Here is an 18,699-nt window from a genome sequence, read left to right as displayed (position 1 = left end):
GAGGCCCTACTGGCCGGCGGGCGTGGCCACCGCGGGCGCGGCGGCGGGAGCGCCCGGGGCCGCGGCGGCCTCGGGGTTCATGGCGCGCTTCACCGTGGCGATGCGGCCGCGGAACTGCGGCTGGTACTGGCTGTTGGGATAGGTGCCGGCCGCGTCGCGCGCGGTCTCCAGCGCCTTCTCCATCTGGCCGACCTCCTGGTACGACTGGGCCAGCAGCAGCATGGCGTAGTCGCGCGTCTTGGAGGCCTTGTCGCCCTCGACGAAGCGGGCCAGCAGCGGCACCGCCTTGTCGTGCTGACGGGAGTTGTTGTAGGCCGTGCCGAGGAAGAAGGACGCGTCGAGCGCCTGCTCCTGCGGCGGGTTCATGGCCAGGAAGCGCTCCATCTCCGAGATGACGCTCGCCATCTCGTTCTTGCGGAAGGCGATCTTCCCGCGCTCGAAGGCGGCGTCGCCCGTCTCGCGGCGCAGCGCGGTGGCGCGGTCGTTGAGGGCCTGGCGCTCCAGGGAGGACAGGCGGGAGGTGTCCAGCTTCACCAGCGCGTCGATGCCCTTGAGGCGCTCGTCGCCGGGGAGCGTGGTCATCATCTTGTAGACCTCGCCCGCGGCGCGCTGCGCCGTCTGGTGCGTGGCCACATCCCCGCGCTGCTTCTCCAGCTGAGAGGACAGGTCTGCGACCATCTTCTCCAGCCGCTCGCGCTCGTTGGTGGCGCTGGAGCTGCGCGCGCTGGTGATCATCAGCGCGGCGCCCACGGCGATGACCGCGAAGAGGACGTAGGCCACGGCGGACGACAGCCACTGGCGCTTCTGGAAGTCCTCGTGACGCTTGCCAACCGCCTTCACCTCCGCATGGAGGTTCTTCAGCAGGTTGTCGCTCTTGATGACGAGGTTGCGGGCCTCGACGATTTCGCGGCGGAGATCCGCCAGCTCCTTCTCCACATCGGTCTTCGGCTGCTCTGGCATGGACATCTTCCTGGGCGCGGAAACGACTTCGGCCGACTCACGCATCGTAAGGAGTTCTCCGGGGCGTATGGCGATAAATTCCGGAGCGGAACAGCCCCGCGCGGCCAGTCCATTTCCGGAAAGCAGACAGACGGGCCACGCCCGCCCGCCTCCCCTACAATCTTCCAGACAGGGGCCGCGTCGGCTCGGCTGGGAAGCTGTATGTCACGCCCACGGAGAACCAGCTACCGCCATTGCTGAAGCTGCCGATTCGAGCCCCTTTGTCGTCCTTGGGGCCCACGGGCCCGCGGAGGAAGGCGAGGCGGTACTCGGCCGTGACGCCCCAGCGCGGCGACAGGCGCAGCGTGGTCCCGAGCGAGCCCATCCAGATCTGGGTGGTGGTCTCCTGCACCGTCTCTCCCTTGCGCTTCGACGAGGCGAGCGAGGGTCCGGTGGCAATGCCCGCGAAGGGCAGGAGTCCATACGGGCCCACCTCCGGCAGCACCGTCTGGAAGCGCAGGCCCACGGCGGCGCCGTAGCTCAGGGTGTCGATGGGCTGCTCGCCCTCGGGCGAGTTGACGTAGAGCCGCCCGCCGGTGACGAACAGGTCGATGCCCAGCTCCACCAGGTCGTTGATGGCGTAGGCGAAGGTGCCCACCGCCAGCGGACCGCCCGTGGCCTCGCGGGCGCGCGGCAGGTCCTTGTTGAGGTCGCGGCTGTACCAGCTCTTGTAGAACGTCTCGTTGGACGTGAAGCGGTAGCCGCCCTGGATGGAGATGCGCCCCACCCCGTCCAGCGACGTGGGGACCTCTTCTTCAGACTCGTCGGAGTCCTGGGCGGCAACGGGGGCGGCGATGAGCAGGGCGAGCGGCGGGAGGAGGCGGCGGAGCATCAATGGACTCTGGGGGCCCTGGCGAATGGCCGGGGCTTCAGGGGCGCTTGGGACGCAGCGCGATTTCCAGGAAGGTGGTCTGCTTGCGACGCAGCGACGCGAGGAGGCAGCGCACGACGCACAACGCGCCGAACTCGCGGAGCACGACGTCCAGGTTGGCCACCACGTCCCGCAGGGTGATCACACCGCGCATGTGCCCGCTCCTGTGCGTTGCCGTGGGTGTCCGTCGCGTACGTCCTTGCAGGGTCCGCCCGGTGCTACAGGCGTGTGGCGCACCGTAGCAGGGGACTCCCACGCGTCAATTTTCCGGCGGGCGCAAGCACGCGGCGTCACTGGGGATTCCGGCACGTACCCGTCAGCGGGCGCGGCGCTCCAGCTCCAGCAGCGGCATCTCCAGCACCACCACCGTGCCGTGGATGCAGGGGGGGTGGAAGTCGGCACGGTCCAGCTCGCCCAGCAGCGCGCGGAGCTGCGCGTCGGTGAGGGGCGTGGCGCTGGCGCGGCGCGCGGCGTGGCAGGCCATCACCCGCACCGCTTCCGCCAGGGACACCGCGTCCAGCGTGGCTCCCTTGGGCGGCAGCGCGCGGGCCAGTGCCTCCAGCAGCGAGCGCGCATCCGCGCCCTCCAGCCCCGGCGGTGCCGTCTTCAGCGCCACCGTGGTGCCGCCGAAGGGCTCCACGTCGAAGCCCAGCCGCGTGAGCGCCTCACGTCCTTCCACCAGCGCCTTCGCCGCCGGAAGCGGCATCTCCAGCGTGGTGCCAAACAACGACGGCGCCGGGGGGCCCTTCCCGTCCTCCAGCGCGCGCAGGTAGCCCGTCAGCCGAGCCCGCTCCAGCGCGGCGTGCGGATCCAACACCACCAGCGTGCCACCGGGGCCCTCGCACACGTGGAAGCGTCCGCCCAACAGGCCCATGGGCCGCAGCGCCGCGAAGTAGCCGGGCGGCGGGGCCTCGTTGAGTTGCGGCTGCGCCTGACCGAAGGCAGGCGCCTGTCCCGCGCCCGGCGCGAAGGGCAGCGCTCCCGGCCGGGCCCCCTGCCCCGCCGGGCCCGTGGGAAATGGCCCCAGTGGCGCGCGCGGCGGCGCGGACGGAGCACCCGGCGCGTCCATCGCGGTGGGCAACGGCGCGCCCCACGTCGCCTCCTGGGCGCGGGTGAGGAAGCGCTCCACGGCTTGCGCGTAGTGGGCGGCCTCGCGCGGCTGGCCCGGCTGCGGAACGTTGGCGTCCGCCGCGGCGCCCAGCCACGGGGCGGCGCGCAGCATGCGGGTGAGCGCGGCGGTGAGCGCCTCCTGCACGCCGCGCGCGTCGGCGAAGCGCACCTCGAGCTTCTGCGGGTGCACGTTGACGTCCACCGCGCGCGGGTCCACGTCGATGTGGAGCACCACCACCGGCTGCCGGCCCGACGCGAGGAAGTCCTGGTACGCGCGCTGGATGGTGCCGATGAGTCCGCGATCTCTCACGTAACGCCGGTTGACGTAGGTGTAGAGGCCGCGCGCGTTGTTGAAGGTGAATTCAGGTGACGCGGCGTACCCGGTGACGGTGACGCCCAGCCGCCGCTCCTCCACGGGGAACAGGTGCGGGTGCGCGGTGGGGCCCAGCGCCGCGGCGATGCGCTCGCGCGGGTCGTCCGGGCAGGCCGCGCTGGAGAAGAGCGTGGCGCCCTCGTGCGAGGCGAAGAAGCCCACCTCCGGGTACGCCAGTGCCAGGCGCACCACAGCCTCCTCCGCGTGCTTCAATTCGGTGTCGCCCCGGCGGAGGAACTTGCGGCGCGCGGGCACGTTGAAGAAGAGGTCCTCCACGGTGATGACGGTGCCGGTGCGCGGCGGCGCGTCCTCCACCAGCGGCGGGCCTCCGCCCTCCACCACCACGCGCGTGCCCACCTCGGCGCCGACCTCCGCGGTGTGGAGTGTGAAGCGGGAGACGGAGGCGATGGCCGGAATCGCCTCGCCCCGAAACCCCATGGAGTCGATGTGGAAGAGGTCGTCCAGCTCGCGCAGCTTGCTGGTGGCGTGACGCTCCAGACACGCGACGGCGTCCTGGCGTCCCATGCCGTGCCCGTCATCGGACACGATGATGCGGTCCACGCCCCCGCCCTCCAGCTCGACGCGAATGGTGCTGGCCTCGGCGTCGAGCGAGTTCTCCACCAGCTCCTTCACCACGGAGGCGGGACGCTCCACCACCTCGCCGGCGGCGATCTTGTTGATGAGGACGTCACTGAGACGGGCGATGCGAGCCATGGCGATCGTTCACCCTCCGCCACCCGGAAGACGTTGTAAAGCGCGACGGCACCGGTGTTGGCTGACATTCCCGAGCGGCTGGGTTAACACCCGACACCGCGTATGGACGTGTCACGACCAGGCAAGGGGCGGCTTCGCATCGCGGTCACCGGCGCGAGCGGAGACTACGGAAAGCTGCTCATGCATCGGCTGGAGCGCGATCCAGACGTGGAGAGCATCCTCGTATTGGACGTGGCACGTCCCGAGGGTTCCAAGGTCGAGTACCACCGGGTGGACCTCACGCGATACGACGCGGAGGGTGATTTGCACGACGCGCTCACCGACCGCCCCGTGGACGCGCTCTACCACCTGGCCTTCCTCTTCGGGCCCATCCGCAACGGCTCGCTGGCGCACGAACTGGAAGTCATCGGCACCATGAACGTGCTGACCGCGGCGGGTCGCGCACGGATTCCGCGGCTGGTGGTGCCATCGATGACCGCCGTGTACGGCGCGCGCGGCAACAACCCGGCGCTCCTGCGCGAGGACTCCCCGCTGCAGGGGTGTCCGCACAGCCGCTTCGTCACCGACAAGGTAGAGGTGGAGGGCCAGGTGCGCGCCTTCCGCGAGCGCCACCCGGACATGCGCGTGCTGGTGCTGCGCTTCGCGCCGGTGCTCGGCCCCTCGGTGGACAACCCCGCCACGCGACTGCTCAAGCACGGGGTGGTGCCCACGCTGCTGGGGTACGACCCGCTCTGGCAGGGGCTGCATGAAGAGGACGCCGCGCGGGCGCTGCACCTGGCGCTGCGCGCGGAGACATCTGGCGAGTTCAACATCGTGGGCCGGGGCGTGCTGCCGCTGTCCGGCCTCATCCACCAGGCGGGTGCCCGCCCGCTCCCCCTGCCGGGGCCGCTGTTCCGGGCCGCGCTGCGCACGTTGGACGTCGTGGGGGCCGGCACGTTGCCCATGGCCCTCCTCGACTACATCCATTACTCGTGGGTCGCGGACGGCGAGCGCGCCGAATCCGGACTCGGCTTCATCCCCTTCCACCACGTCAGGGACGCCGCTGCGGCGCTGAGGAGGAGCTAGTCATGGCCAAGGGAGTCCTCGGGAACGACCCCTTCCAGCGCGGCGCCGCGACTCGCGCCGGCGACGGTGGGAAGGCGGCCGCCGACGACGCGAGCGCGAAGCCCGCGAACAAGGGGGGCGCGAAGAAGGCCCCGGCGAAGACGCCCGCGCGCGCGAAGGCCGGCGGCGGTGCGAAGGCGGCGTCCGCGAAGGGGGCGAAGGCCGGTGGTGGCGCGACGGCGGCGTCCATGAAGGCCGCATCGGCGCACGCGGGGAGCGGCAAGGCGTCCGCCACGAAGCCTCCGGTGGATGCGAAGGCCGGGAGCGGCAGGGACGCGTCGACGCCCACGAAGCAGCCGGCGGCGGCGAAGACCGGAGGCTCGGCCGGCAAGGTGCGGAAGGAGCCCGCGGCACACGAGGCCGAGGGAGCCATGGCGTCCGAGCTCACACCCGAGTCCTCGAACCGGGAGCCCGTGACGGCTGGCGCGAAGAGGAACGGAGGCACCCGCGAGCAGCAGCCCGGAGCGGGGACCGCGCACACGGGGCAGACCTCCGCGCCCGTGGACGACGACGCAGGCCTCCCCCTGCGCGAGCCCGCCGCGCCCGTCTCCCCGCGCAAGCCGCCGCCTCCTCGCAAGCCGGTGCTCGCGGAAGAACCCGGCGCGCGCACGGAGCGGCAGCGCGAGGTGGACCACGCGCTGGCGGAGGCCCTGGCCGCCGAGGTGGCCGAGGCCACGGCGAGGGCCGCGGTGGACGAGGCGCTGGATCGCCGGCCCGGCGAGGAGCAGGACGCGGACCGGCTGATGGCCACGGAGATGGCCACCGAGCTGGCCGGGGCCGCCGTGGAGCAGGTGCTCGGCCACAGCCCGCCCTCGCAGCGTCCGGAGCGTGAGCGCGAGCTCGCCGCCGCGGTGGCCGCACAGGTGGCCGAGGCTGCCGCCGAGGTCGCCGTGGCCGAGGTCCTCGACCGCCACGCCAACGCGAAGGCGACGTCCACCCTCACCGAGGACGGGGAGCTGGAGGAGCGCGCCGCCGACGCCTACGAGGGCGCGGACGGCGCGGGCTACGACCTGGAGGCGGAAGCGGAGGGAGGCTTCGGCCCCAGCGAGGACGACGAGGAGGAAGAGGAGGACGCGGAAGGCACCTCTCCGTGGGACACGTCCGGGCTGGAGCTGTCCGTGACGCTCTCGGTGCAGGACCCCGAGGACCGCGATGCCTCGACGCTGGAGCCGGAGGAGGAGGTGCCGGACGCCTCGCGCGACGAGCTGCCCCTGGGCCGCCGGACGCCGCTGTCGCTGGTGCCCCCCACTGACGAGGGAAGCGCACCGCGCGAGCCGTTCTTCACGGACCAGGCCCGCGAGCCGGAAGGCCCGCGTCCCCTCGCCCAGCGCGCCGCGGGGATGCTGTCACTCGCCAGGGACATCGCCGGCCATGCGCTGGCGAGCCAGGGACTCGGCCGGGCGATGGGCGCGATGAACGGGCTGGTGGACGCGCTGCGCGCCGGGCTGGGCACGGGCGGCGGCACCAGCATCGACGAGTACGGCAAGGACCCGTCGCTGGTGGAGCGCCTGGACCCGGTGCTGGAGTTCCTCTACTCGCAATACTGGCGCGTGTTGGTGCAGGGCGTGGACCACGTGCCCCAGGGCGCGGCCATCCTGGTGGCCAACCACTCGGGCGCCCTGCCCTACGACGGGCTGGTGATGTCACTGGCCATCTCCCGCGAGCGCCCGGACCTGCGAGAGCCACGGTGGCTGGTGGAGGACCAGGTCTTCCACGCGCCGGTGCTGGGCACGCTCTTCAACCGCCTGGGCGCGGTGCGGGCCTGCCCGGAGAATGCGCTGAGGCTGCTGGACGAGCACCGCCCGCTGGTGGTGTTCCCCGAGGGCTACCAGGCCCTCAGCAAGCCCTTCGCGGAGCGCTACCGCCTCAAGCGCTTCGGGCGCGGCGGCTTCGTGAAGCTGGCGCTGCGCACGGGCGCGCCCATCGTCCCGGTGGCCATCGTCGGCGCGGAGGAGACGTCTCCATTGCTGGGCCGGCTGCCAGCATCCTTCCTGGGCCTGCCCTACGTGCCGCTCACCCCGCTGGGCCCCCTGCCCCTGCCCGCGAAGTGGAGCATCCGCTTCGGCGAGCCGCTCGGAATGGAGGGCCTGCCACCCGAGGCCGCGGACGACCCGGGCGAGGTGCAGCGGATCACCGAGCGCACCCGTGAGTCCATCATGGGCATGCTCCAGTCACTGCTGCGCGAGCGCCGCTCCGTCTTCGCGGGCTGAGCACGCCCAGGGGGCCCCGGGTTCAACGGGGCCCCGCGACGTCTGCTTCAGCCCACCACGCGGTTGCGGCCCGCCGTCTTGGCCTCGTAGAGCCGCTCGTCCGCCGTGCGCACCAGGTCACCGGACTCGCGGTGCTGGGGCTCCAGCGTGGCGATGCCCACCGACACGGTGACGGGGATGGGCTGCTTGTCGAATTCGAAGCGCTGCTTCTCCACCAGTCGCCGCGCCTTCTCCGCGAGCTGCCGCGTACCCCCCAGCCCCACCTCGGGCAGGAGGATGGCGAACTCCTCGCCGCCGTAGCGGGCGAAGACGTCCTCGCGGCGAATCTTCGTGCGCACGGTGGACGCCAGTTGCTTCAGCACCGAGTCACCCGCCAGGTGCCCGAACTGGTCGTTCACCTTCTTGAAGTGGTCGATGTCCAGCAGCACCAGCGACAGCACGCGCTCGTAGCGCCGGCTGCGCGACATCTCCCGGTCCAGCTGCTCGTCGAAGTAGCGGCGGTTGTAGATCTGCGTCAGGCCGTCCATGGTGGTCAGCCGGTAGATCTCATCGTGGTACGCCGCCTCGATGTTGCCGCCGGCGATGTACTTGAAGATGGTGCGGCCAATCTTCACCAGGTCGCCGTTGCGCAAGTCCCGGGTGCCTTCCACCAGCTCGTCGTTGATGAACGTGCCGTTGGTGGAGCCCAGGTCGCGGATGCGCACGCCTTCGCGCGTGTTGGTGATGCCCGCGTGGTTGCGGCTCACCGACTCCTGGTCGATCTGGATGTCCGCTTTCGACGAGCGCCCGATGAGCGTCTCCTCGCGCGTGAGGTCGAACTTCCGCCCCAGGTCCAGTCCGTAGATCACCACCAGCGCCGCGTCGAGGTTGACCGGCCGGTCGGAGATCTTCGAGATGACCGTGACGACCGTCTCCTTCTGCACCTTACCTCCCGAGGGCTTCAACGCTACCACCCGGTAAATCCTGAAAGCGAGTCACACACGGGAGTCCGGGCGGAGCCCTCCCGAGGGTGCAGCGGCGACCTACCACGCCCTACCCCGTCAGGGGATATCCACGCCACGCACGGCGGCGACGGGCGGGCGCAGGGGGACGCCGTCGGGGTCCGCCAGCTCGGCCGTGAGTGTCACCCCCATGCCCGAGCAGGTGGCCGGCAGCTGCAGCTCCACCTCGCCCTGGCCCTGGGACACGTCCTCGTCCCCGAGCAGCACGGTGCCCGCGCAGCCGGAGCCCCCTCGCAGGGACAGGCGCACCTGGCCGTCAGCGTCGTCGCCCGAGCCCACCCGGAAGCCGGTGACGCGCACGCGCACGGCGCTTCCCCGGACGAGCCCCTGGCCCTCCAGCTCCGGGTACAACCACGTCACCTCCGGACGCCCCACATCCAGCGCGGACACGGCGCGCGTCAAGTCGCTCACGTGCTCCAGCCCCGGGCCATCCGCCGCGGCGAGGCGGGACGGGCCCAGCCTGTCCTTGGACGCGGGGCCGCCCACGACGAGCACCTCCACCTGGAGGCGCGCGCGCGAGCCCAGGACGTCGCCCCAGGCGGTGCGGTCCTCGAAGCCGGCCGGCGGGCGGGGCACGAGGAAGCCCTCACGGGCGGACGCCGGGTCCGCGAGCACCGTCCAGCGGCGACCGGCGCGGTCGGTGAAGACGACGCGCACCAGGCTGGCGTCCTCGTCCACGTCGGCGCGGAACTGCCGGCCCGCGAGCCCCTGGTACGTGGCGGGGTCGAAGTTGTAGCGGGCGTCCTCGGGGATGCCGAGGAAGCCCGAGCGCAGGTCCACGGGCCGGGCGCCCGTCGGGTCGAAGTCCAGCGCCGGCAGCTCCGCCACCAGCGTGGTGGTGGCCACGGCCGAGGCCGCGCCGTCGCGCGCGGCTCCAGAGGTGGCGGCCACGACGAGGCGGTACGGCTGTCCCTCCAGGCCGCCGTGCGCGGGGGCCATGCGCACCAGCACCAGCCCGGCATCGGACAGCCGCGCGTCCTTGTCCGTGTTGGGGTCCGCCGGGGCCACGTTCGTCGCGGCGCCCAGCCCCAGCGGCACCAGGCCCCGGCCGGGCGCGGCCACCGTGGCCAGCACGTAGGCGCGGTCCAGGTACGCGTCGCGGTAGCGCGGCAGCTCCGGCACGCGCACGGCGAAGGGGAAGGCCAGCCGCACGCCGCCCTTTTCGAAGGACACGGCGCGCGGGTATTCCACCGCGTCCAGTTCCGGCGTCCCGGTGTCGCCACCGGGCGTGGGGGCCAGGGAGAAGCGCGTGTCTCGCAGCACCGTCGAGGCGAAGCGCGGCGAGCCCGGCACCAACTGCCCCAGCAGCAACAACGGGTCCGTCCCCGGCTCCAGCGCATTCAGCGGCAGCTCCCGCAGCGGCAACGCGCCCTGCAGGGCCCACGCGGCGCGGGTGCCACAGGCGCCCTCTCGCACCGCCGCCTCCGGCTCCAGCTCGCCGTCCGGGGACATGTCACAGACGCCCGCCACGCCGGGCGCGCGCACCTCCAGGGGCGGCGTGCCGGCCAGCCACACGCCCGCGCCCGAAGGCAGCTTCAGGCGCCGCCGGCTGGTCCCCAGGCCGACCTCCACCTCGCGCTCGGGCCCCAGCAAGGCCTCCGGAGACAGCTCGGCGGGGAGCCCCGGCACGGACAGGCCCGCAACCCCCATCCTCAGCGCCTGCGCCGTCGCATCCGGCTTCTCTCCCGCGTCGAAGGCGCCGCGCACGCCGCCAGCGCGGTCCAGCGGGTTGCGCCGCAGGGCCAGCCGCACGTCGCGCGCGCCCGTTGCGTCATGGCGCGCCAGCGTGAGGTAGCCGTAGCTCGGGTGGAAGACGGACAAGGCCACCTCTCCCGTGGCCGGCACCCACGCGGCGCCCTGGGGCCCCGTCACCGTGCTGGCCGTCACGCTGTCCTTCGTGGAGGACACCGCCACGGTGGCCAGCGGCACCGGGCGTCCGGTGAGCTCATCCACCACCAGCACGCGCACGCCGCCTGGCGGCACCTCCGCGGGCAGCACGGTGATGCGAGCACGGCAGGTGGCGCCTCCCACGCGGGCCTCCACCGCCTCACGCTCGTCGCCGGGCTCGGCGAGGGTGAAGGCGGCGCCATGCCCCGTGCCCCCACCCTTCACGGCCGGCGCGAGCGAGCGCCACGTCGCGCCCTCGCGCGGCACCAGCGGCGTGCCCTCGCGCGTCCGGGCCCACACGCTGAACTCGACGGACATGCCCGGGCGGCCCACGACGACGTCCGGCGTCACCTCGCAGGCGACCGCCAGGTCCGCGGAGGGTGGCGTCACGCAGGCGCCATCGCGACACACCCTCTCCGCACCGCAGTCCGCGTCCGCCGCGCACACGCCCGGCAGGCACCGGTTCAAGTCACACTGACAGCCCAGGGGTGAGCCGTCGCACTCGGGCAGCGCGTACTCGCCGCGCCGGTCCGCGCGGCAGTCGCTGGGGGTGCGGCACGCGGGGGCGCAGCGCGCGACGGCGGTGTCGCAGAAGAAGAGCGCCGCGTTCGGACAGTCCTGGTCCACCGCGCACGTGCGCGGCGGCGGCGTGTCTCCTGGAATGAGGGGCCCCATGTCTTCGTCCGACGCGCAGCCGGCCAGGGCCAGCAGCAGCAGCGCGCATGCGGGGCCGACCAGCGGGTGGGAACGAGGTGAGGGGCTCATGGGGTGCGGCTCCAGGGGGGACCGTCCGCGACCTTACAGGCAGGCCGACCTTCGTGCGACGGTCGCCGACATCCACCGCCTCCCTTCCAACAGCCACGGTGCCCGCCCGCCCGCTATCTCCCCTGGCACACGAAGCGAGGGTTGGCTTTCGGGTGGCCGGGAATCACAATCGCCCACAATGGCGCGAAGCGAGCCGAAGACCCTCGAGAGCCTCCTCCCCCGTGTGCTGGCCCGCCTCGCGGAGGAGTCCGGCCGTGGCCAGGCGCTGACGCCCGTGTGGGCCTCGGTGGTGGGCCCCCACCTCGCCCGCCACACCCGCCCCCATGCCCTGCAGGGCACCACGCTGGTGGTGACGGTGGAAGGCGAGGAGTGGGCACGGAGCCTGGAGGCCGAGGCGGCCTCGCTGTGCGAGCAGCTCAACGCGCGGCTCGGGGCGGACTCGGTGAAGGCCCTCACGTTCCGGATGGAGAGCCGATGATTGCCCTGCTCGCGCTCGGCGCCTTCCTGGCCGCGGCCCCTTCTGCGTCCGTGGGGGACATGGAGGCCGAGGGCGCGCGCCACGTGGTGCGCGAGTTCGAGCGCGTGGGCCGTCGTGCGCCCGCACAGGACGCCACCCTGGGCGCGGCGGCGCGGCGGCTCGCCCTCGAGGCGCTCACCGGGGACACCACCGGAGCGCCGGACCTGTTCTCCCTCACCGAGGCCGTCAGCGACGCGGGAGGCGCGGACCCGACGCCGCGCACGCTCGTCATCCGCGCCTGGACGCCCAGGAACGGCCTGGAGACGTTCCTCGCGCGCTCGGACTTCAACACCGAGCGGGCCTCCCACTTCGGCCTGGGCGTGGCGCGGGTGGGCGAGCGCACCGCCTTCGTGCTGCTGCTGTCGGACCGCAAGGCGGAGCTGCAGCCCTTCCCGCGAAACCTGGCCGGCGGCGAGCGCGCCTCGCGCACGCTCTGCGGCACCCTGGTGGCGCCCCTTCGCAACCCCGACGTCTACGTCACCCGCCCGGACGGCGACGTGGACCGGGTGTCCATCACCCGCCGCGGCCCCAACGGGGAGTTCTGCGCCCGCCTCGAGCTCGCCACGCCCGGCAGCTACACGGTGGAGGTCGTGGGCAAGGCGGGCGCCGGCCCGGAGGTGGCGGCCCTCTTCCTCACCCAGCTCGGCGCGCCCCGCCAGCGCGGCGCGCGCGCGGAGGACACCGAGCCCACCACGCTGAACGAGGCCCGCGCGGCCGTGTACGAGCGCATCAACTCGCTGCGCCGCGCGCACCGCCTGCCGGAATTGGCGCCGGACCCGGTGCTGGACCGCGTGGCGCAGGCGTACAGCGACCGCATGGCGTCCGAGGGCTTCTTCGCCCACGTGGCACCGGACGGCTCCACGCTGACGCAGCGGCTGCCGGACGACGCCCGCTACGTGCGCGCCGGGGAGAACCTGGGCCTCGCGTCCGGGCCGCTCGCCGCGCACTTCGGCATCGAGCACAGCCCCGGCCACCGCCGCAACCTGCTGGACTCCGGCTTCCGCTTCATGGGCGTGGGCGTCACCTTCCGGAAGGTGGACGGACGGGAAGAAGCCATCCTTACCGAGGTCTACACCGCCGCTTCCCCCGCGGCGCAGAACATCGGGGACCCGCAGCAGGAGGCCTACGACACGCTCGCCCGCTGGCGCACGTCGCGCAAGCTGCCACCTCTGGAGCGCAGCCAGGCGCTGGACGCCCTGGCGCAGGCCCACGCGCGGCGCGCGCTGGAGTTGGACCAACCGTCGGCGCAGCCCGGTGGGGCGCCGCTGCACGAGCGGGTGTTCCAGGTGCTGCCGGACGCGGGCACGGCGGCGGTGGACTTCTTCGTCGTGTCGGACCCGACGGCTCTGCCGGAGTCTCGCAGTCTCGCGGACGCCACCAACAACCGGGTGGGCGTAGGCGTGGTGCGGGGAGACTCCCGTCGCTTCGGCGTCAAACAATACTGGGTGGCCGTCATCTACGCCGCGGTCCGCTGAAAAGCAGCCGGGCTGCGGCCGTCACCGGCGTGACGCCCCTCTTCGTGGGAGCAGGGGCGACCCCGGGACGTGGAGCAACACTCGCTAGACGGGACGACGCTGTGTGGCGTAGGCCTCGAGCCCCATCTGGGGCGGCGCCACGTGCTGGTACATGGGGCACTTCATGCACGTGAAGGACTGCCAACCCCGCCGGACGGCCTCGTCCAGGCAGTTGTCATAGTGATGGCAGTTGAGGTTGCGATGCGTCTCGACGCCGGCACGCTTCGGCCCGGCCTCGGGGTTGATGGTTTGCGGCAGATCGGCTGGACACGGCTTCATGGAGCCCTCCCTCTGAGCTGTTTCCCCCCCGAGCGCTGTGAACGAGCAGTGCTACCGGACGACGTGCCCACCTATTTGGTGGGCGGACCGGAGTGGCGCGTAACGGCCGCGCAAAGTAGTGATTCACTCCAGGTGACGCAATGGGCCGACTTCTCCTACCCAAGTGCACGTAATCGCCTGGACGCTTTCGGCGAATGTTGACGGGTGACGAACAGTCCGGACCGCCTCGACGCCGCGGGGATCTAGGACTTGTCGCTCGTTCTGTCAAACCACCCCCCTGGGAATGCAAGGGGAATGATCGGGCTTCGCATCTCGTTGGCAGGCCGCAAAGCCGCGTCAGGAAAGGAAGACCACATGAGTTGGACCGGGCTGGTGGCGGGTCTGGTTGCCGGGGTGGCCCTGGGGCAGTCTCCAGCGACGCTGGAGGCAGTGCGGCTGCACAAATCCGAGGCGGCGAGTCTTTCGCGGGACGAGCTGGCGGCCTGTGTCGCGAAGAAGTGCCCGGACGCCGGGCGGCTCGCGCTGCTGGCGGGCACGCTGGCCCTCTCCGATGGGCAGGCGGCCGAGGCAAGAGAGCTCCTGTCCGCTCACCCTGCCCCCGAGGCCCTCGCGCCCTACCACGCCTTCTACCTGGGCCAGGCGCGCTTCTACGCCGGGGACCCGGTGGGCGCCGCCGCGGACTTCGCCCGGGTGCTGGTGGCCCAGCCCCCCGCGCAGCTGGCGGCTCGCGCCCGCGCGCGCCTGGGCGAGTCCCTGCTCGAGGCCGGCAAGGCGAAGGAGGCGTCCGCGGTGCTTGAAGGCGCCGCGAAGGCCACGCCTACTCCGGAACTGTTGTATCAGCGTGGCATCTCTCGCGGAGCTTCGGGCAACCGCGCGGGCCAGGTGGCGGACCTGCTCGCGGTGGCGCTGCGCTACCCCACGCACCCCTACGCGGATGACGCGGTGAAGTGGCTCACCGAGGGCACGAAGCCCGCCGCGAAGCTGGGCTTCGCCGAGCGCACCCGCCGCGCGGACGGCTTCCTGGACGCGGGCGCGGCGCAGCGGGCGCTGGACGAGCTGGACGCGCTGGAGAAGGGCCCGAAGCTGGCGAAGCCCCAGCAGGCGAAGGTGGCGCTCCTGCGCGCGCAGGCCTACTTCGGGCTGAAGCGGCTGGAGGACGCGGAGAAGGCGCTCGCGGTGGCGGAGAAGGGCCCGCCGGACGTGGCCTCCGAGGCGGCGCTGGTGGTGGCGCGGCGCGCGCTGCGCTCCGACGACAACGTGCGGGCCCGGACGCTGATGGCGGCGCTGGACGCGAAGTACCCCGCGCAGGCCGCGGGGGATGAAGGCGCCTTCTTCGCGGGCTGGTTGGACTTGCAGGGAGGTCGCTTCGCTGACGCGGTGAAGTCCTTCACCGCCTTCGACACGCGCTACCCGCGCTCGCGCCGCCGCGACGAGGGGCTGTGGTTCCGGGCGCTCGCGCACCTGCGACTGGAGGACTACGCGAAGGCCCGCGCGACGCTGGAGTCGCTGGTGGACGCCTTCCCGCGCAGCAGCATGGTGCCGCAGGCCCGCTACTGGGTGGCTCGCAGCCGAGAGCTGGAGGGTGCGAAGGCGGACGTGGTGGGCCCGGCGTACGACGCCCTCATCACCACCGCGCCGGCGTCCTTCTACGCGCTGATGGCGGCCGAGCGGCTGAAGGAACTGGGACGCACGCCGCCCGTCCACTTCCCGCTGCCGCCGAAGCAGCTGGAGCTGCCCCGCCCGCCGGAGCTGGAGCTGGCGATGGAGCTGACGCGCGCGGGCCTGTTCCGCGACGCGGCGGACGAGGTGGAGGCACACGCGGCCCGGCTGCGCACGGCGGACCAGGCGCTGCCCTTCGCGCACGCCCTGCTCAAGCTGGGCGAGTACGGCCAGGCGCACGCGGTGGCGGCGCGCTACCTCTGGGGCCGCGCCTTCGGCTCGCGCGAGCCGGATGCGCTCGCGGCCTTCTACCCACGCGCCTTCCCCAACGCGGTGGAGCAGGCCGCGGCGCAGGCGAAGGTGGACCCGTTCCTCGTCTGGGCCATCATGCGGCGCGAGAGCGCCTTCCGCCCGGAGGTCATGAGCGCGGCGGACGCGCGTGGGCTGATGCAGATCATCCCTCCCACCGCCACGGCCATCGCCGAGCGCCTGTCGGAGCCGGCCCCCGCGCCCGCGGACCTCTTCTCCCCCGAGCGAAACATCCGCTACGGCGCCTGGTACCTCTCACGGCTGATGGAGCGCTTCGGTCACCCGGTGCTCGCGGCCGCGGCCTACAACGCCGGCCCGGGCCCCACGGTGAAGTGGGCGCAGGAGCGCGGCACGCTGCCCCTGGACCTCTTCGTGGAGACGATTCCCTTCAAGGAGACGCGCGGCTACGTGAAGCAGGTGGTGGCGGACCTGTTCCTCTACCACGCGTTCTACGACGCGAATGGCAAGGGCCTGCGGCTGTCGCTCAAGGTGCCGGAGCCCTCGGTGGAGGGCGTCACCTTCTGAGACGCAACGGCCGCGCGGGAGCTACTTCCGCGCGGCCATGCGGCGGAGGATTTCGGCCTCCAGCGAGTGCACCACCTCGGAGAGGGGGCTGCTGCTGGAGTCCACGCGGAGGGCATCCTCCGCGGCCTTGAGCGGGGCCACCGCGCGCGCGGAGTCGTCCTTGTCGCGCTTCATCTGGTCGGCGAGCACCTCCTCCAGCGTGCTCTCCACGCCCTTCTGGAACAGCTCCTCGAAGCGGCGCCGCGCGCGCACCTCGGGGTTGGCCTCCAGGAAGAACTTGGCGTCCGCGTCGGGGAAGACCACCGTGCCGATGTCACGCCCCTCCAGGATGGCGCCCTTCCCCGCCTCCAGCGCGAGCCGCCGCTGGAGTTGCAACAGCCCCGCGCGCACCACCGGACGGCCGGACACCCGCGACGCGGCCATGGAGATTTCCGGCGTGCGGATGTCCCCGGACACGTCCTGCCCGGCCAGGAACACGTGGTTCTCCTCGCCCACCACCTGGAAGTGGATGTGCACGCGGCTCAGCAGTGATTCCAAGGCCGCGTCATCGTCGAACGCAATCCCCTCACGCGTCGCCATCAGCGCCACGCAGCGGTAGATGGCGCCGGTGTCCACCAGCGCGAAGCCCATCCGCCGCGCCAGCAGCTTGGACACGGACGACTTGCCCGCGCCGGCCGGGCCGTCGATGGCGACGATGAAGGGACGCGTGCTCACGTGAGAATCTCCTTCAGTGCCACCACGCAACGCTCGTTTTCCCTGGGAGTCCCCACGGAGATGCGCAGGCAGGTGGGGAAGCCCTGGCTCGCGAAGGGCCGGACGATGACGCCCTTGCGCAGCAACAGTTCGTACAGCTCCACGGCCGGCCGGTGGAAGTCCGCGAACACGAAGTTGGCGTGGCTGTGCGTGAGCGTCGCGCCCAGCTTCGGCAGCGCCTCCGCGTAGTAGCGCAGGCCCTGGCGGTTGTTGTCGCGCGTGCGCTGCACGTGCTCGGTGTCTTCCAGCGCGGCCATGCCCGCCGCCTGCGCCACCACAGTCAGGTTGAACGGCATGCGCGTGCGGTGCACGTAGCCCGCGAGCTTCGCGTCCATGATGCCGTAGCCCAGGCGCACGCCGGCCAGCCCGTGAATCTTGCTGAAGGTGCGCAGCGCCACGAGGTTGGGGTGCTGGCGGAACAGCTCCACCGCGCTGGCGTACTCGGGCCACTCCACGAACTCGAAGTAGGCCTCGTCGTGCACCACGAGGACTTCGGGGGGCACCGCGGCGAGGAAGGCCTCCAGCGCCTGGCGCGAGAAGGCCGTGCCCGTGGGGTTGTCCGGGTTGGCCAGGAACACCATCCGCGTGCGCGGCGTCACGGCCTTCGCCATGGCGTCCAGGTCGTACTGGTAGCCCGCCTTCATGGGAACCTCCACGAACGGGCGCCCGTGCGCCTGCGCGGAGATGCGGTACGCGGAGAACGAGCCCTTGCAGAGGAGGATTTCGTCCTCCGCCGTGGTGAAGGTCCGGATGAGCAGCTCGATGAGCTCGTTCGAGCCGCTGCCCAGCACGACTTCCTCCGGGCGCACGCCCACGTGCGTGGCCAGCCGGCGCACGAGGTGGAAGGACGTGGCGTCCGGGTAGAGGTGCGTCGCGGTGGAGGCCGTCCGCATGGCCTCCACGGCACGGGGCGAGGGGCCCAGCGGGTTCTCGTTCGAGGCGAGCTTGATGACCCCCTTCAGGCCGTACTCACGCTCGGTCTCTTCAATCGGCTTGCCCGGGACGTAGGGCTTGAGGGTCTCGACGTAGGGTGGAACGAGAGGTCGCATGGGCAGGGCCAGGGGTAATGTCTTCAGCGCCCGGAGAACACGCCCAGCGCGCGGAACTTCGCGTACCGGTCCTTGACCAGTTCATCGGGCGACAGCTCGGCGAGCTGGCCGAGGTGCTTGCGAAGCGTCTTGCCCAGGGCCTCGGCCATCTTCGCCGCGTCCCGGTGGGCGCCGCCGGCGGGCTCGGGCACCACCTCGTCGACAATCTTCATCTCCAGCAGGTCCTTCGCCGTGAGCTTCATCGCGTCCGCCGCCTTGTCCGCCTTGCTGGCGTCACGGAAGAGGATGGAGGCGCAGCCCTCCGGAGAGATGACCGAGTAGACGCTGTTCTGCAGCATCAGCACGCGGTTGCCCACACCGATGGCCAGCGCGCCGCCCGAGCCGCCCTCGCCCACCACGGTGGAGATGATGGGCACCTTGAGCCCGCTCATCACCTCCAGGTTGACGGCGATGGCCTCCGCCTGCCCGCGCTCCTCCGCGCCAATGCCCGGGTACGCGCCCGGCGTATCCACGAAGGTGAGGATGGGCTTCTCGAAGCGCTCGGCCAGCTCCATCAGCCGGCGGGCCTTGCGGTAGCCCTCCGGGCGCGGCATGCCGAAGTTGCGCGCCATGTTCTCCTTGGTGTTGCGGCCCTTCTGGTGGCCCATCACCATGACGGGCTTGCCGTCGAAGCGCGCGAAGCCGCCCACAATCGACGGGTCCTCGCCGAAGTGCCGGTCTCCGCACAGCTCCACGAAGTCCGTGAAGAGGTGGTGGACGTAGTCCAGGAAGTACGGCCGGTTCGGGTGGCGGGACATCTGCACCACCTGCCACCGCGTCAAATCGCTGAAGATCTCCGTCTGGAGCTTCTTGGCCTTCTTCTCGAGCTTGGAGATCTCCGAGGAGAAGTCCACCGAGCCGCTCGTGGAGAGGACCTTGAGCTCCTCGATCTTCTTCTCCAGCTCGATGAGGGGTCGCTCGAAGTCGAGCGCATAGCTGGTACTGGTTGCCATGGCGCGGGACTAGCACCAGGGTATGTCCGCTTTCAACGCGCAAGAGGTTACGCACCCCGCGGAATCGG

At 72.0% G+C, this 18,699-nt stretch carries 15 protein-coding genes; 5 read left to right on the top strand and 10 right to left on the bottom strand.

Annotation, left to right across the window (positions count from 1 at the left end; all coding sequences use genetic code 11):
* Positions 1-6 precede the first annotated feature (6 nt).
* The 4 genes from OV427_RS44540 to mutL form a co-directional block, all read right to left on the bottom strand.
* On the bottom strand, positions 7-1,005 hold the full coding sequence (locus tag OV427_RS44540; protein WP_164001966.1) for a tetratricopeptide repeat protein: 999 nt from the start codon (positions 1,003-1,005) through the stop codon (positions 7-9).
* 109 nt (positions 1,006-1,114) lie between these two features.
* Positions 1,115-1,831 (bottom strand): outer membrane beta-barrel protein, encoded by a 717-nt coding sequence (locus OV427_RS44535; RefSeq protein ID WP_267862320.1) that lies wholly within the window; start codon positions 1,829-1,831, stop codon positions 1,115-1,117.
* A 37-nt stretch (positions 1,832-1,868) separates the two neighbouring features.
* Positions 1,869-2,024, bottom strand: a complete 156-nt coding sequence (locus tag OV427_RS44530) for a hypothetical protein (protein ID WP_267862319.1) — start codon at positions 2,022-2,024, stop codon at positions 1,869-1,871.
* Between the two features lie 162 nt (positions 2,025-2,186).
* Positions 2,187-4,067 carry a DNA mismatch repair endonuclease MutL gene (gene mutL, locus OV427_RS44525; RefSeq protein ID WP_267862318.1) on the bottom strand — a complete coding sequence of 627 codons (1,881 nt, stop codon included), beginning with the start codon at positions 4,065-4,067 and terminating at the stop codon, positions 2,187-2,189.
* A gap of 102 nt (positions 4,068-4,169) precedes the next feature.
* Here mutL and OV427_RS44520 point away from each other — a divergent pair, with 102 nt between their 5' ends.
* Positions 4,170-5,132, top strand: a complete 963-nt coding sequence (locus tag OV427_RS44520; protein ID WP_267862317.1) for an SDR family oxidoreductase — start codon at positions 4,170-4,172, stop codon at positions 5,130-5,132.
* A gap of 2 nt (positions 5,133-5,134) precedes the next feature.
* Positions 5,135-7,381 (top strand): lysophospholipid acyltransferase family protein, encoded by a 2,247-nt coding sequence (locus OV427_RS44515; protein ID WP_267862316.1) that lies wholly within the window; start codon positions 5,135-5,137, stop codon positions 7,379-7,381.
* A gap of 47 nt (positions 7,382-7,428) precedes the next feature.
* Here the strand turns inward: OV427_RS44515 and OV427_RS44510 are convergent, their stop codons facing one another.
* Entirely contained in the window at positions 7,429-8,304 is an 876-nt protein-coding gene (locus OV427_RS44510) for a GGDEF domain-containing protein (protein ID WP_267862315.1), read from the bottom strand.
* Between the two features lie 117 nt (positions 8,305-8,421).
* Positions 8,422-11,034 carry a carboxypeptidase-like regulatory domain-containing protein gene (locus OV427_RS44505; RefSeq protein ID WP_267862314.1) on the bottom strand — a complete coding sequence of 871 codons (2,613 nt, stop codon included), beginning with the start codon at positions 11,032-11,034 and terminating at the stop codon, positions 8,422-8,424.
* A 178-nt stretch (positions 11,035-11,212) separates the two neighbouring features.
* On the opposite strand from OV427_RS44505, the gene OV427_RS44500 reads away from it, so the two are divergent.
* The gene (locus OV427_RS44500) at positions 11,213-11,512 is read left to right on the top strand and encodes a DUF721 domain-containing protein (RefSeq protein WP_267862313.1); all 300 of its coding nucleotides are present in this window, start codon (positions 11,213-11,215) and stop codon (positions 11,510-11,512) included.
* Positions 11,509-13,026: a CAP domain-containing protein gene (locus OV427_RS44495; RefSeq protein ID WP_267862312.1), complete on the top strand. Its 1,518-nt coding sequence runs from the start codon at positions 11,509-11,511 to the stop codon at positions 13,024-13,026. The genes OV427_RS44500 and OV427_RS44495 overlap by 4 nt, the downstream gene beginning before the upstream one ends.
* Before the next feature lie 84 nt (positions 13,027-13,110).
* On the opposite strand, the gene OV427_RS44490 is transcribed toward OV427_RS44495, so the two are convergent.
* A complete protein-coding gene (locus OV427_RS44490) occupies positions 13,111-13,344 on the bottom strand; it encodes a hypothetical protein (RefSeq protein ID WP_164001952.1) in 234 nt (77 codons plus the stop codon).
* Positions 13,345-13,698: 354 nt separating this feature from the next.
* On the opposite strand from OV427_RS44490, the gene OV427_RS44485 reads away from it, so the two are divergent.
* Complete coding sequence (locus OV427_RS44485; protein ID WP_267862311.1) at positions 13,699-15,837, top strand: transglycosylase SLT domain-containing protein; 2,139 nt, start codon at positions 13,699-13,701, stop codon at positions 15,835-15,837.
* A 21-nt stretch (positions 15,838-15,858) separates the two neighbouring features.
* Here the strand turns inward: OV427_RS44485 and cmk are convergent, their stop codons facing one another.
* From cmk to OV427_RS44470, 3 genes are read right to left on the bottom strand one after another with little or no spacing between them, the layout of a single operon-like run.
* Complete coding sequence (gene cmk / locus OV427_RS44480; protein ID WP_267862310.1) at positions 15,859-16,551, bottom strand: (d)CMP kinase; 693 nt, start codon at positions 16,549-16,551, stop codon at positions 15,859-15,861.
* Complete coding sequence (gene hisC / locus OV427_RS44475; protein ID WP_267862309.1) at positions 16,548-17,639, bottom strand: histidinol-phosphate transaminase; 1,092 nt, start codon at positions 17,637-17,639, stop codon at positions 16,548-16,550. Before hisC ends, cmk begins: the two co-directional genes overlap by 4 nt.
* Positions 17,640-17,662: 23 nt before the next feature.
* A complete protein-coding gene (locus OV427_RS44470; protein WP_267862308.1) occupies positions 17,663-18,631 on the bottom strand; it encodes an acetyl-CoA carboxylase carboxyltransferase subunit alpha in 969 nt (322 codons plus the stop codon).
* Positions 18,632-18,699: the final 68 nt, after the last annotated feature.

The organism is Pyxidicoccus sp. MSG2, assembly GCF_026626705.1.
GTDB lineage: Bacteria > Myxococcota > Myxococcia > Myxococcales > Myxococcaceae > Myxococcus.
The sequence above is the reverse complement of the archived record's forward strand: the minus strand, read 5'-3'. Positions and strand labels throughout refer to the sequence as shown.

Coding starts and splice junctions, on each gene's coding strand:
- OV427_RS44490 (WP_164001952.1), bottom strand. CDS start 13,344: ATGAAGCCGTGTCCAGCCGATCTGCCGCAAACCATCAACCCCGAGGCC.
- OV427_RS44470 (WP_267862308.1), bottom strand. CDS start 18,631: ATGGCAACCAGTACCAGCTATGCGCTCGACTTCGAGCGACCCCTCATC.
- OV427_RS44515 (WP_267862316.1), top strand. CDS start 5,135: ATGGCCAAGGGAGTCCTCGGGAACGACCCCTTCCAGCGCGGCGCCGCG.
- hisC (WP_267862309.1), bottom strand. CDS start 17,639: ATGCGACCTCTCGTTCCACCCTACGTCGAGACCCTCAAGCCCTACGTC.
- OV427_RS44505 (WP_267862314.1), bottom strand. CDS start 11,034: ATGAGCCCCTCACCTCGTTCCCACCCGCTGGTCGGCCCCGCATGCGCG.
- OV427_RS44495 (WP_267862312.1), top strand. CDS start 11,509: ATGATTGCCCTGCTCGCGCTCGGCGCCTTCCTGGCCGCGGCCCCTTCT.
- mutL (WP_267862318.1), bottom strand. CDS start 4,067: ATGGCTCGCATCGCCCGTCTCAGTGACGTCCTCATCAACAAGATCGCC.
- OV427_RS44535 (WP_267862320.1), bottom strand. CDS start 1,831: ATGCTCCGCCGCCTCCTCCCGCCGCTCGCCCTGCTCATCGCCGCCCCC.
- OV427_RS44540 (WP_164001966.1), bottom strand. CDS start 1,005: ATGCGTGAGTCGGCCGAAGTCGTTTCCGCGCCCAGGAAGATGTCCATG.
- OV427_RS44500 (WP_267862313.1), top strand. CDS start 11,213: ATGGCGCGAAGCGAGCCGAAGACCCTCGAGAGCCTCCTCCCCCGTGTG.
- OV427_RS44520 (WP_267862317.1), top strand. CDS start 4,170: ATGGACGTGTCACGACCAGGCAAGGGGCGGCTTCGCATCGCGGTCACC.
- OV427_RS44530 (WP_267862319.1), bottom strand. CDS start 2,024: ATGCGCGGTGTGATCACCCTGCGGGACGTGGTGGCCAACCTGGACGTC.
- OV427_RS44485 (WP_267862311.1), top strand. CDS start 13,699: ATGAGTTGGACCGGGCTGGTGGCGGGTCTGGTTGCCGGGGTGGCCCTG.